This is a genomic window from Rhodococcus sp. MS13, assembly GCF_013277835.1.
Classification (GTDB): domain Bacteria; phylum Actinomycetota; class Actinomycetes; order Mycobacteriales; family Mycobacteriaceae; genus Rhodococcus_F; species Rhodococcus_F erythropolis.
This window is the reverse complement of record NZ_VBTL01000013.1, coordinates 387,822-400,064: the sequence shown is the minus strand read 5'-3', so window position 1 is coordinate 400,064 and position 12,243 is coordinate 387,822. Positions and strand designations below refer to the sequence as shown.

14 protein-coding genes are annotated in these 12,243 nt (G+C 63.0%); 4 read left to right on the top strand and 10 right to left on the bottom strand.

Annotated elements, in window-relative coordinates:
• Positions 1 to 3: 3 nt before the first annotated feature.
• Entirely contained in the window at positions 4 to 951 is a 948-nt protein-coding gene (locus tag FEZ59_RS27590; RefSeq protein WP_172933466.1) for an NAD(P)/FAD-dependent oxidoreductase, read from the bottom strand.
• Positions 952 to 1,016: 65 nt separating this feature from the next.
• Here FEZ59_RS27590 and FEZ59_RS27585 point away from each other — a divergent pair, with 65 nt between their 5' ends.
• Positions 1,017 to 1,601, top strand: coding sequence for an XRE family transcriptional regulator (locus FEZ59_RS27585; protein WP_007731290.1), 585 nt, complete (start codon positions 1,017 to 1,019; stop codon positions 1,599 to 1,601).
• A gap of 37 nt (positions 1,602 to 1,638) precedes the next feature.
• Here the strand turns inward: FEZ59_RS27585 and FEZ59_RS27580 are convergent, their stop codons facing one another.
• The 7 genes from FEZ59_RS27580 to prfB form a co-directional block, all read right to left on the bottom strand.
• Positions 1,639 to 2,496, bottom strand: coding sequence for a DMT family transporter (locus FEZ59_RS27580; protein ID WP_075832889.1), 858 nt, complete (start codon positions 2,494 to 2,496; stop codon positions 1,639 to 1,641).
• Positions 2,497 to 2,504: 8 nt separating this feature from the next.
• On the bottom strand, positions 2,505 to 2,978 hold the full coding sequence (smpB, locus tag FEZ59_RS27575) for an SsrA-binding protein SmpB (RefSeq protein ID WP_003942330.1): 474 nt from the start codon (positions 2,976 to 2,978) through the stop codon (positions 2,505 to 2,507).
• Between the two features lie 76 nt (positions 2,979 to 3,054).
• Entirely contained in the window at positions 3,055 to 3,960 is a 906-nt protein-coding gene (gene ftsX / locus FEZ59_RS27570; protein ID WP_003942367.1) for a permease-like cell division protein FtsX, read from the bottom strand.
• An 81-nt stretch (positions 3,961 to 4,041) separates the two neighbouring features.
• Positions 4,042 to 4,731, bottom strand: coding sequence for a cell division ATP-binding protein FtsE (gene ftsE / locus FEZ59_RS27565; protein ID WP_003942294.1), 690 nt, complete (start codon positions 4,729 to 4,731; stop codon positions 4,042 to 4,044).
• 62 nt (positions 4,732 to 4,793) lie between these two features.
• Entirely contained in the window at positions 4,794 to 5,276 is a 483-nt protein-coding gene (locus FEZ59_RS27560; RefSeq protein ID WP_046378360.1) for a hypothetical protein, read from the bottom strand.
• The gene (locus FEZ59_RS27555; protein ID WP_019747849.1) at positions 5,273 to 6,157 is read right to left on the bottom strand and encodes a mechanosensitive ion channel family protein; all 885 of its coding nucleotides are present in this window, start codon (positions 6,155 to 6,157) and stop codon (positions 5,273 to 5,275) included. The genes FEZ59_RS27560 and FEZ59_RS27555 overlap by 4 nt, the downstream gene beginning before the upstream one ends.
• A 22-nt stretch (positions 6,158 to 6,179) precedes the next feature.
• The gene (gene prfB, locus FEZ59_RS27550) at positions 6,180 to 7,286 is read right to left on the bottom strand and encodes a peptide chain release factor 2 (protein WP_003942364.1); all 1,107 of its coding nucleotides are present in this window, start codon (positions 7,284 to 7,286) and stop codon (positions 6,180 to 6,182) included.
• Between the two features lie 133 nt (positions 7,287 to 7,419).
• On the opposite strand from prfB, the gene FEZ59_RS27545 reads away from it, so the two are divergent.
• The 3 genes from FEZ59_RS27545 (at position 7,420) to FEZ59_RS27535 (ending at position 10,374) form a co-directional block, all read left to right on the top strand.
• Positions 7,420 to 7,914 (top strand): carbonic anhydrase, encoded by a 495-nt coding sequence (locus tag FEZ59_RS27545; protein ID WP_097387522.1) that lies wholly within the window; start codon positions 7,420 to 7,422, stop codon positions 7,912 to 7,914.
• Positions 7,915 to 7,933: 19 nt separating this feature from the next.
• The gene (gene hisN, locus FEZ59_RS27540; protein ID WP_020969256.1) at positions 7,934 to 8,716 is read left to right on the top strand and encodes a histidinol-phosphatase; all 783 of its coding nucleotides are present in this window, start codon (positions 7,934 to 7,936) and stop codon (positions 8,714 to 8,716) included.
• 137 nt (positions 8,717 to 8,853) lie between these two features.
• Positions 8,854 to 10,374, top strand: coding sequence for a multicopper oxidase domain-containing protein (locus tag FEZ59_RS27535; protein ID WP_172933465.1), 1,521 nt, complete (start codon positions 8,854 to 8,856; stop codon positions 10,372 to 10,374).
• Here the strand turns inward: FEZ59_RS27535 and FEZ59_RS27530 are convergent.
• Positions 10,368 to 11,006 (bottom strand): response regulator transcription factor, encoded by a 639-nt coding sequence (locus FEZ59_RS27530; protein WP_020969254.1) that lies wholly within the window; start codon positions 11,004 to 11,006, stop codon positions 10,368 to 10,370. The genes FEZ59_RS27535 and FEZ59_RS27530 overlap by 7 nt on opposite strands.
• Positions 11,003 to 12,109: a histidine kinase gene (locus FEZ59_RS27525; protein WP_020969253.1), complete on the bottom strand. Its 1,107-nt coding sequence runs from the start codon at positions 12,107 to 12,109 to the stop codon at positions 11,003 to 11,005. Before FEZ59_RS27525 ends, FEZ59_RS27530 begins: the two co-directional genes overlap by 4 nt.
• Positions 12,110 to 12,243 lie beyond the last annotated feature (134 nt).

Genomic DNA, 12,243 nt, shown 5'->3' with positions numbered 1-12,243 from the left:
AATTCAACTGCGAAGCGCGAGTGCAACCTCGAGGTCGTCGTTGGTCAACATCATGTTGATCCCCGCTCCAGCCTTCGCCCCGGCGGCTGCGGCCATGATGACCTGGGCACCCGGGTCGACGACGTTGCCCGCAGCGAACACACCGGGCACGCTCGTCGCCCCCATCATGTCGACTGTGACGAAATCGCCCATCATCGTCTCAGCGCGCTGCGCGCCGAACGCGCGCAAGATCGCATCGTTGGGGTCCATCGTGAGAGCGCCACCGACAAAGACCGCCGAACGCGCGACCACAGTGCCGTCGGCCAACCGCACGCCCACCAACCGATCATCCTCGACGACGGGACCAGCGATCTCACCCTCGACGATCGAAATATCGCGAGCTGCAAGCTTTTCCCGATCTTCGGAACTCAGTTCGGTGATTCGATGGAGGAAGAGAACTACGTCGTCGGACCACTGGCGAACCATGAGGGCCTGGTGCATCGCAAATTCCGCGCTCTTGGCGATCACGCCAAGCGGCTGATCGCGCACGCTGTACCCGTGGCAGTACGGGCAGTGCAACACGTCGCGGCCCCAACGCTCGCCGAAGACTTCGAGTTCGTCCGGCAGGCGGTCCGTCAGACCCGTTGCAACGAGGACCTTGCGCACCTGAATCTTGCTGCCGTCAGCCAGTTCTACCGAGAACTTCTCGCCGTCCCGTGTCACGGAGACAACGGTGCCGTCATGGAACTCGCCGCCGAATTTGCGGACCTCGCCTCGGCCGATGGTCAACAATTCGGCGGGGTTCATGCCGTCGCGGGAGAGGAATCCGTTCATGTGATCGGCGGCCGCGTTCCGTGGTGATCCGTTGTCGAAGACGATCACGGACCTGCGTGCCTGACCAAGGATAAGTGCGGCGTTCAGCCCCGCCGCGCCGGCTCCGATTACTGCTACGTCGAATGAGTTCTGCGTCATGAATCCAGAATGACAAGAGATCGCGTTCTTGACAAACACTGTTGCCACTTTGGCAAAATAGATCCATGACCGAAACATCGTTCGAAGCCGTTCTAGCCGGCATCGGCCCTCGCCTACGTGCGTTGCGCCAGCAGTCCGACATGACCCTTGCCGACCTGTCGGAGACCACCGACATCAGCGTCAGCACACTCTCGAGACTCGAATCCGGTACTCGGCGAGCCAACTTGGAGTTGCTGCTGCCGATCGCCAAGGCACACGGCGTCCCGTTGGACGACCTGGTGAACAGCAAGATCAAGGACCCCCGCGTTCGAGAAGAACCGCGAACGGTCGGATGCATGACGGTCATTCCGCTGACCAGTCAGCCCGGCAACCTCCAGGCCTACAAGATGATCATCTCGCCCACCGACGACGATCGCGAACCGGGATCCCACGAGGGCTACGAGTGGGTCTACGTTCTGTCCGGGCGCATCCGACTCCAACTCGGCGACCGGGATTTCATCATGGGGGCAGGTGAGGCCGCCGAGTTCGACACCCACATTCCGCACCGCATCAGCGCTGCCGACGGCCGACCTGCGGAGGCGATCAGTCTCTTCGGGAAACAGGGCGAGCGTGTTCACCTACGCGCAGCGCCGGCCGACAGACGCGGCTGAAACACTAGGACTGAAAACGCTGGAACTCGAAAAGAATCTAGGCGCCCGCGACGGCAATCATGCCGACTGCCGCCAGCGCCAACAGCATTCCCGCTTGTTGCACGCGGCTTACCCGCTCGCCCAGCATCACCATGGCGAGCAGAACCGTCGCAGCCGGATACAGCGAACCGATCACGCTGACCAGTGAGAGCATTCCGCCTTGGAAGGCGTAGATCATCGTCCCGTTCGCGACGACGTCGAGGACGCTGACGTACACCGCGAGTTTGAGTGGCTCGCCTCGTGGGAGAACGAAGTGACCGGCCGCCAGCGCGACCAACCACACCACGACGGTCGCGGCGCCGCGAGATACGGCCAACGCCCACAGTCCGCTGCCCTCGCCGATCTGGTGAAGTGCGATGAACGAGAGAGCAAATGCGCCGCCGCTTCCGACGGTCAGAAGCGCCACTTGCCTGGTGAAGCGGAGAGTGATTCCGCCGGCGACCTCACCCGCGGTGTCGTCAGGCGACTCGCGGCTGACCAGGACGACGGCGACCAGCGCGACGGCAATACCCAGGTACGCGATCAACCCCGGCCGCTCACCGAATGCGAATCCGACGAGGACCGGAATACCCGCCACCAGAACAGCTGTCAGCGGCGAGACCACCGACATGGGGCCAGTTGCCAGCGCGAGATAGAACCACCACACCGCCAGACCACTCGTGACGCCCGCGATCGCGCCCCAGATCAAACCGTTCAGCGTCAGCGTCCCGGAAACGAAAGGTGCTGCGATCAGAACGATGACGAGCGAGAGCGGATACGAGACGATCACCACACGCAGTGCGGCAACTCGTCGTGATGCAACTCCCCCGACGAAGTCGCTGACTCCGTAGGCAACTGCCGCCACGAGGGCAAGCAGGATGGAGGTCAGCGCATGCCCTTGATACGACGACCGAGCTCGCGGGTCACCTCGCGCTCGGCGGTCCGCTTGGCCATGTCCTGGCGCTTGTCGTAGTCCTGCTTACCCTTTGCCAGCGCGAGTTCGACCTTGACCTTGCCGTCGTTGAAGTACATCGACAGCGGAACCAGTGTCTGGTTTCCCTCGCGGGTCTTGCCGACGAGGTGCTCGATCTCACGCTTGTGCAGCAGGAGCTTTCGGGTGCGGCGCGGAGAGTGGTTGTTCCACGTGCCTTGCGTGTACTCCGGAATGTGCAACGAGCGCAACCACACTTCGCCGTTGTCCACGGTGGCGAACGCATCGACGAGCGACGCCTTGCCTTCACGCAGACTCTTGACCTCGGTCCCGACGAGCGCGATACCGGCCTCGTAGGTGTCGATGATCGTGTAGTTGTGGCGTGCTTTGCGATTGGTCGCAATGACCTTGCGGCCCTTTTCCTTCACTGTCCGGGCCTCTCAGTCCGCTGTCTTGCTGTCGAATGGTTCTTGCTGTTCCAGCATAGAAGCTCGTGCAAACCGATTATTCGCGGACGTACAGACGCAGTGTCACGTACGCCGTCACCGCGGCCATTCCGACGCCGGCAAGCACGAGGATCGGCGAGACGAACAGCACGTCACTGTTGGAGATCCGCGCCACGATATTGGCTTCGTAGACATCGGACAGGACCCCGTCGATGAAGACGTTCTTCGCCGTGAACAGTCCGGCAATGGCGAGCACCGCACCGATCAAAGCCGCCACGACGGCTTCGAGGAGGAACGGAAGCTGGGTGTACCACCGCGTCGCGCCGACCAACCGCATGATGTTGACCTCGGTACGACGCGTGAACGCGGCGATCTGGACCATGTTGGCGATCAGCAGGATGGCCGCGATCGCCTGGACGATCGCGATCGCGAACGCTGCGTTGCGCACTCCACCGAGCACGCTGAACAGTCGGTCCACCAACTCGCGCTGATTGAGCACACTCTCGACGCCGGGCCTCGAACCGAAGGTGTCGTTGATGACGCCGAACCGCTCCGGGTCACTGAGCTTGACCTTGAACGACGCCGGGAAGCTGTCCGGGCTCACCAGCGCTGCCAGCTCGGGCTGGTCCTTGAACACGCGCTCGGTGGCGTCCTTCACGGCGTCTTCGCGGTTGAGGTACTGAACCGCGACGACGGACGGAGTCTGCTCGAGTTCCTTGCGCAACGAACTGCAGATCTCCTGCTCGCAACCGGGATCAGCCGAAGAGATGTCGTCGGTCAGGAAGATCTGCACCTCGACTCGTTCGAGGAAGATCTGCTGGGTCTTGCCTGCCATCTGCACGACCAGCAGACCTCCGCCGAAGAGACCGAGGGAGATTGCCGTCGTCAAGATCATGGCGATGGTCATCGTGATGTTGCGGCGTAGGCCGGTCAGGACTTCGCTGAAAATAAAGCTGGCGCGCATCGGGGAATCCGATTCCTTTTCGAGAGGCCGGTTGTTTCACGACAACCGGTGGGCGTACGGGACGTGTGGTCGTAGTCGGCGCTACCTGCCGACGCCGTACACACCCCGCGCTTCGTCTCTGGTCACCTTGCCGAGATCGAGTTCGATGACGCGTCGACGCATGGAGTCGACGATGTGGTGATCGTGGGTCGCCATGACGACGGTGGTGCCTGTGCGGTTGATCCGCTCGAGCAGCAGCATGATGTCCTGGCTCGTTTCGGGGTCCAGGTTGCCGGTGGGCTCGTCGGCGAGCAACACGAGCGGGCGGTTCACGAATGCGCGGGCGATGGCGACGCGCTGCTGCTCACCGCCGGAGAGTTCGGTGGGCAGTCGATCGGCTTTGCCGGCCAGACCGACCATGTCGAGAACCTCGGGCACAGTGCGCGCGATGACGTTGCGGGGCTTGCCGATGACTTCCAACGCAAAGGCGACGTTCTCGGACACCGTCTTCTGCTGAAGCAAGCGGAAGTCCTGGAAAACACAGCCCATGCTCTGGCGAAGCTTCGGCACGCGGCGGGCCGCCAACTTGTTGACGTGGAAATCCGCGACCTCGATGTCACCGGACGTGGGCGACTCCATCTTGAGCAGCAACCGCATGAACGTCGACTTGCCAGAGCCGGAGGGGCCGATGAGGAAGACGAACTCCCCCTTCTCCACCTCCACGCTGACTTTGTCGAGCGCCGGCCTGGTGGAGGCCTTGTAGGACTTCGACACATTCTTCATGCTGATCACAACTAGCCAGTCTAGCCGTTATCTAACGGTGACCTTGGCGCCACGCGCGAGCACCCTCGTCCTTATCCGGTACCGGTGGTCGCAGGTGACTGTGGCACCGACGTCGGTGCCTGCATTGCCGCGCCAGGTTGCGGGACGGTCGTCGTCGCAGGAGTCGTCGGCACTGTGGTCGCAGACTGTTCGGCGTTTCCCGGAGCAGGCGCTGGACCAGAAGTCGGCGTCGGAGAACCGGAGCTGCCCGTACTCGATTCCGAGGACGGAGCCTCGGAGGTGGTCGTCTGCTCGGTCGAGGACGGCACGGGGGTCGTCGTCGACGGTTTGACCGATGGAGCGATGTACGGCTCGGTGACTGACGTGTCGACGCTGGGCGGCGGAGTTGCTGCCGTTTCTTCCGGATTGAGGTACGTGTGCAGCAGATACGTGAGGATCCAGGCGACCACGAGAATGAACGTCGAGGTGCGCATCCGGCCACCGAAGATCCGTGACGGAAGCCAGTCCAGGTGAATCAGGCGGTCGAGTCCGCGGCGCGGTTCCTGATCGGTCATTCGCTCGCCTCCTCGGTCCGTGCGGTGTGCAGATCCGGTGACACCGTGATCCCCTGACGTCGCAGTGCCGCGGCGACGCGGACACGAAGTGCTCGCCCGACCTGGAATTGTTTGCCAGGCAGCGTGCGCGCAACCATCCGCACATTGACCTGATCGACCTCGAGGCTTTCGACGCCCATGACCGTTGGCTCGTCGAGCAGCAGTTTCTTGAGTCCACGGTCAGCCATCGCGTCGACTCCGACCTGACGAAGTACCTCGTTGACCCGGGTGAGGTCGGCAGTCGCCGGAACCGGAACGTCGATGACGGCGCGTGCCCAGTCCTTGGACAGGTTGGTCGCTTTCACGATCTGGCCGTTGGGAACGGTGATGACCTCGCCGTCGGAGTTTCTCATCCGCGTCACGCGCAGGGTCACGTCCTCGATGACACCTTCGGCGTCGTCGGAGGAGCCGGTGATCGCAAGCCGGACGGTGTCACCGAAGCCGTACTGGCGTTCGGTGATGATGAAGAAACCGGCAAGAATGTCCTGCACGACGCGCTGTGCACCGAAACCGAGCGCCGCACCGAGAACAGTTGCCGGCGCCACGAGACTGCCGATCGGCAAGTTCAGTTGGTCGAGAACCTTCAGCGTCGCGATCACGTAGATGAACGTGATGACCACCCAGGTGATGACCTGCGCGACCGAGTGGCGATGCTTGGTCGCCTCGGAGCGAACCAGCGCATCGCCCAACTGATAGTTGGAGTCGATCTGGTCGGTGACCTTGTTGCCGCCCCAACTGACCAACCGGGCGAGAATCATCGCGCCGAGCACGGTCATGAGGACGGACAAACCGGTGGTTTGAAGCCAATCGAGCAGGTTCTGCCCAGGTCGAAGTAAAGTCATCGTGCCTTTCGGTATCCGAACGCTATGCGGACTGGTTCTCGCTCATGCGCCAGCGGATGCCGGCCTCGAGGAACCCGTCGATGTCGCCGTCGAGCACTGCCGACGGGTTGTTGACCTCGTACTCGGTACGCAGGTCCTTGACCATCTGGTACGGATGCAGAACGTAGGAACGCATCTGGTTGCCCCACGAGCTGCCGCTGTCGCCCTTGAGCGCATCCATCTCGGCGCGCTCTTCCTGACGCTTGACCGCGAGCAGCTTGGCCTGCAGGACGCGCATCGCCGACACCTTGTTCTGGAGCTGCGACTTCTCGTTCTGACAGGTGACGACGATTCCCGTCGGGATGTGTGTGAGTCGAACGGCGGAGTCAGTGGTGTTCACGGACTGACCACCCGGACCGGACGAGCGGTAGACGTCGACGCGGATGTCGTTCTCGTTGATCTCGATGTGGTCGGTCGTCTCGACGACCGGCAGGACCTCGACCTCGGCGAACGACGTCTGGCGACGCCCCTGGTTGTCGAACGGGCTGATTCGGACGAGCCGGTGGGTGCCCATCTCGACGGACAGCGTTCCGTAGGTGTACGGGCCCTTGATCGCGAACGTCGCGCTCTTGAGTCCGGCTTCTTCGGCGTACGACGTGTCGTAGACCTCGACGCCGTAGTCGTGCTTCTCCGCCCAGCGGATGTACATACGCATGAGCATCTCGGCCCAGTCTGCGGCGTCGATTCCGCCGGCGCCGGAGCGGATGTTGATGAGTGCGTCGCGCTCGTCGTACTCGCCCGACAGCATGGTCTTGACTTCCATCGCCGCGATGTCGTCACGCAGGCTCGCCCGCTCGGCGTCGGCATCGGCCACCGCGTCGGGGCCTTCGTCTTCTGCCAGTTCGTAGAGGATCGGCATCTCGTCGAGCCGCTCGCGCAGTGCGACGATGCGGCGAAGCTCCGCCTGGGCGTGGGATAGCTGGCTGGTGACCTGCTGGGCGTGTTCCTGGTCGTTCCACAGACCGGGGTCGGCCGCCTGGTGCTCGAGCTCGTCGATGCGTCGGCGCAGCTCCTCGACGTCCACAACCGATTCGCAGGTGCGAAGGGTGGTGTCGAGGGCGTTCAGGTCTGCAATTACGTCGGGATGCACGGTTCTCAAGGCTACCGGGTGCCGACCTGGGCTCTGCTGTGCGTCACCCTGTCTGCTCCCCCGTGCGTCACCTATTGGGATCACCGCGACTGGAAGCCTTGCCAACCAGGGTCCGAGGGAACCTACTGGAGTGATGACTGTCACCGACGAATACCTGCAGAACAACGCCGCCTACGCCGAGCAGTTCACCGGTCCGCTCCCCCTCCCACCCAGCAAGCACGTTGCCGTTCTCGCCTGCATGGACGCCCGCATCGACGTCTATCGGGTGCTGGGGATCCAGGAAGGTGAATCGCACGTCATCCGCAATGCGGGTGGAGTCGTCACCGACGACGAGATCCGATCCCTCGCCATCAGCCAGCGTCTGCTGGGAACTACCGAGATCATCCTCATCCACCACACCGACTGCGGAATGCTGACGTTCACCGACGACGACTTCAAGCGATCCATCCAGGACGAGATCGGCATCAAACCCAACTGGGCTGCCGAATCGTTCCCCGACATCGACGAGGACGTCCGTCAGTCGTTGAAGCGCATCGAGAACAGTCCGTTCGTCACCGCGACGACCTCCCTACGCGGATTCGTCTTCGACGTCGCCACCGGAAAGCTGAACGAAGTCTTCCCCGTTTGAGCCGGTAGGTTGTGTATCCGTGACCGATCGCGCATCCGACCTCGCACTCGCCCTCCGTATCGCCGACGAGGCTGACGCGATCACTCGCGCCCGCTTCGGTGCGCTCGATCTTCGAGTCGACGACAAGCCGGACCTCACCCCTGTCTCCGACGCCGACCTCGCTGTCGAGCGTGCAGTGCGCGCGACACTCGGTGAGCACCGACCGGAGGATTCCGTACTGGGCGAAGAATTCGGCGGCGACGCAGTCTTCGAGGGCAGGCAGTGGGTGGTCGACCCCATCGACGGGACCAAGAACTTCGTCCGCAACGTACCGGTGTGGGCCACGCTGATCAGCTTGCTCGAGGACGGCGTCCCCGTTATCGGCGTCGTGAGCGCACCCGCCCTGAATCGGCGATGGTGGGCTGCAACAGGTTTGGGCGCACATACGTCTTTCGGAGACGGTGACGCTCGGGCGATCCAGGTATCCGCCGTCGATCGCAGCGAATCGGCGAGCCTGAGCTTCTCGAGCCTCTCGGGGTGGAAGGACCGCGGAATTCGCGATCAGTTCGTCGAACTCACCGACCACGTATGGCGCGTGCGCGGTTACGGGGACTTCTTCTCCTACTGCCTCGTGGCCGAAGGCGCCGTCGACATTGCTGCCGAACCCGAGGTTTCCCTGTGGGATCTGGCAGCGCTCGACGTATTGGTCCGTGAGGCCGGCGGCGCGTTCACCGATCTGGACGGCGGCGCAGGTCCGCACGGCGGCAGCGCGGTCGCCACCAACGGACTGCTGCACGAAGACGTTCTAGCCCGCCTGCGGTAACCACCCGGTTACCAGAACATCCCACCCGCCGCAAGGGTCCGAGGGAGGAGTTCCGACAGGCCCGTCGGCAGGATTCGGCACGACATCTCGGCCCGTTGACTGGAAGTAGTTGATCACGCACTACTTCCAGGAGAACGATGAACCGGATTTCCAGGCGCACGATTCTGTTCGGTCTGGCCGCAGCGCCCCTCGGGCTCGCGGTGGGCTGCGGCGCCGACCCGGCAGCGAAGAGCGCCACGTTGGCGGAGGCCGGAACTTCGCGTCCGCTACCGATTCCGCCGCTTGCCGAATCCACCGTCGACGACGCAGGTGTTCGCCACTTCACACTTCGTGCCGGTGCCGGGACCACCGAGATCGTCGCGGGAAAACTCACCGACACTTGGGGTTTCAACGGATCCATTCTGGGGCCCACCGTCCGCGCCGAACGCGGAGAATCTGTCGCATTCACGATCGACAACACACTGGCAGAGCCCACGACCGTCCATTGGCACGGCATGCATCTGCCCGCCAGATACGACGGTGGCCCGCACCAGACCATCCAAGCCGGCGGACGCTGGGAACCGGCGTGGACGATCGGTCAGCCGGCGTCGACGCTCTGGTATCACCCACACCCGCACGGATCCACCGAACGGCACGTGCAGCGCGGTCTTGCCGGACTGTTCCTGATCGACGATGCCGACACCCGGGCGTTGGACATCCCCAAAACCTATGGTGTCGACGATGTTCCGCTGATAATCCAGGATCGTCGATTCCTCGCCGACGGCAGCTTCGACGAATCAGATCCGACCGACATCGGCCTGCTCGGCGACACGATCGTCACCAACGGCATCTCCGACGCCTACCTCGACGTCACCACCGGGGTCGTCCGGTTGCGCATCCTGAACGGCTCTTCCGGCCGTCTCTACAACCTGGGGTTCCCCGACGACCGCACGTTCGATCTGATTGCCACCGACGGCGGACTGCTCGAATCACCGATTGCGATCAAGCGGATTCAGCTCAGCCCCGGTGAACGAGCCGAGATCGTGGTTCGCGTCGACCCCGGTGCGACGACCACACTGGTGTCGTTCCCGATCGAGGACGGCGGTGGCGTGAGTTCCTCCGACGCCGAGAACTTCGGCATGAACGACCGCTTCGACATCATCGAGCTGCGGGGGGTTGCCAGCCGCGCGTCACGGTCGACTCTCCCGGCGCAGTTGGCCGCACTGCCGCGTCTCGATCCGTCGAAGGCAAGCGTTTCCCGAACCTTCGATCTGCAGTGGTACATGATCAACGGGCAACGAATGGACATGAACCGCATCGACTTCGAGGCGGAGGTCGGCGCGACCGAGGTGTGGACGATCACCAACAAGGACAACTGGCCACACAATTTCCATGTCCACGACGTACAGTTCCAGATCCTCGACGTCGACGGTCGCACTCCCCCGCCGCACTTGCGCGGACTCAAGGACACCGTCTACACACCGCCGGGCAGCAGGGTTCGCGTCGCACTGCAGTGGTCCGAGTACACCGATCCCACGTTCCCGTACATGTTCCACTGCCACCTGCTGATGCACGAGGATCAAGGGATGATGGGCCAATTCCTCGTCCTCGAACCGGGACAGAAGGCGGCTCCGATGCAGATGGACATGCCGATGCCTGGTTCACACTCCGGTCACTGAAAGTTCTGCCAGTGGTACACAGCGAGGCGAACCCGATTGTCGCAACCGGTCTTCGACATCAGGTTCGCCACGTGTGTCTTCACCGTGGTCACACCCAGATGCAGCGTGTCCGCGATCTCCTGATTGCTTTTCCCTTCTGCCACCAGTGCGAGGACCTGCGATTCGCGATCGGTCAGCGGAACCTTGTCTGTCACCGCAGTGTCTGCGATACCACCAATCACCGCTCGATCCACAACGCGGCGGAGAAGTTCCGGAGTGAACACCATCTCGCCCTCGGCGACCCGCCGAATGGCGCCGAGCAGCTCGGCGGGTTCGGTGTCCTTGACGAAGAACCCCGAAGCCCCCGCGGCGAGTGCGGGATACAGATGATCGTCGTCGTCGAAGGTGGTCAACACGAGAATGCGCGCTCGACGACCGGCCTTGACGATCTGCTGCGTGGCACCGATCCCGTCCAGCCCGGGCATTCTCAAGTCCATCAGAATCACGTCGGGATCCAATTCGGCAGCGAGTGCCACCGCCTCGACGCCGTTCGACGCCTCACCGGCCACGGTCATGTCCTCGGCTGCCGCGCACAGCATCCGCAAACCGGCGCGCACCAGTCGCTGGTCGTCGACGATCAGCACGCTGATCACGAGACACCGCCCGAGACAACCAGTGGAATACTCACGTGCACTTCCCATTTCCCGTCACTGTTCGTGCCGGCGGTCATCTCGCCGCCGACCAACTCCGCGCGCTCCTGCATTCCCACCAGGCCATGACCTGCATTCCGGGGCGATCCTTCGACGTCGTTGACAACCCTGACATGCACCCGGTTGTCATCGCGACCGACCGAGACCGATACCAGCCCCTTCTTGTCGCCATGCTTCATGACGTTGGTCAGTGATTCCTGAATCACCCGCAACAACGTCAGCCTCCCGATTGCATCGAGATCGGCTGCGCCTGACTCGACATTCTCCTGGGTATCGAAGACCGACTGCACCTCGAAACCCGCCGCACGCACACGATCTATCGCCGCCCCGATTTCCGCGTCTACGGCATCCGGCTCGACCAGAGCGACCTCACCGAGCGAAGGATCACGAAGTGCGACCAGAAGCCGACGGATATCGGCCAACGCATCCGACGCCGTCGCACGCACATCCGCGAGGACCTCACGCACGGCCTCGTCCTGGGGCGCCAAGACATGTTGAGCCACGCCGATTCTCAGGACGATCGATGCCATGTGGTGTGCAACCAGGTCGTGCAGTTCGCGGGCGAGCGCACTGCGCTCCGCAGCGCGGGTCTGCGCAAGATTGTTCGCGGCCAATTCACGCTGCGAGCGCAGATACAGTCCGAGCAGCAGTGGCAACCCCACGTACGCAAGCACTTTCACAGCCGTGGTGACAGAGAAGAATGCTTCGTGAGATTCGAACCAGATCCCCGCGAGCACCGAACCGCACCATCCTGCTGCCGATACGGCAACCATTTCTCTGCGCTCGGCCCGCATCGTGACGTCGACGACGGCGACAGCCCCGAGATACGGAACAAGTTCGGACAGCCCCCAGGCGTCGGCGACGAACATCGGAACCGCGAGCGCCGAGATGGCCAGGGACGCGAAGACCGGCCATCGACGGCCGGCGACGAAGGCGAGCGCCGACAGCATCGACAGCATCCAGTAGGTGACGGGAACTCGATACTCCCCCGGATACGTGCTGGCGATCAACAGGCACGGGACCACCACCAACGGCGCGTAGCGCATATATCGCTGTATCCGATCTGGCACCTCTGTCCGGCTCACCCCTCGAGCCTATGACGCGCATCATTTCGCGGTTTCTCGACAACAGACCTTACTGATGAGTAAGATAAAAATCGTCCAACGCCCCAACACCGAGA

What these genes read in the sequence shown, in the direction of transcription:
- FEZ59_RS27590 (WP_172933466.1), bottom strand. Translation starts at nt 951, where the DNA reads ATGACGCAGAACTCATTCGACGTAGCAGTAATCGGAGCCGGCGCGGCG.
- FEZ59_RS27585 (WP_007731290.1), top strand. Translation starts at nt 1,017, where the DNA reads ATGACCGAAACATCGTTCGAAGCCGTTCTAGCCGGCATCGGCCCTCGC.
- ftsX (WP_003942367.1), bottom strand. Translation starts at nt 3,960, where the DNA reads ATGCGCGCCAGCTTTATTTTCAGCGAAGTCCTGACCGGCCTACGCCGC.
- FEZ59_RS27560 (WP_046378360.1), bottom strand. Translation starts at nt 5,276, where the DNA reads ATGACCGATCAGGAACCGCGCCGCGGACTCGACCGCCTGATTCACCTG.
- FEZ59_RS27555 (WP_019747849.1), bottom strand. Translation starts at nt 6,157, where the DNA reads ATGACTTTACTTCGACCTGGGCAGAACCTGCTCGATTGGCTTCAAACC.
- FEZ59_RS27545 (WP_097387522.1), top strand. Translation starts at nt 7,420, where the DNA reads ATGACTGTCACCGACGAATACCTGCAGAACAACGCCGCCTACGCCGAG.
- FEZ59_RS27535 (WP_172933465.1), top strand. Translation starts at nt 8,854, where the DNA reads ATGAACCGGATTTCCAGGCGCACGATTCTGTTCGGTCTGGCCGCAGCG.
- FEZ59_RS27525 (WP_020969253.1), bottom strand. Translation starts at nt 12,109, where the DNA reads ATGCGCTACGCGCCGTTGGTGGTGGTCCCGTGCCTGTTGATCGCCAGC.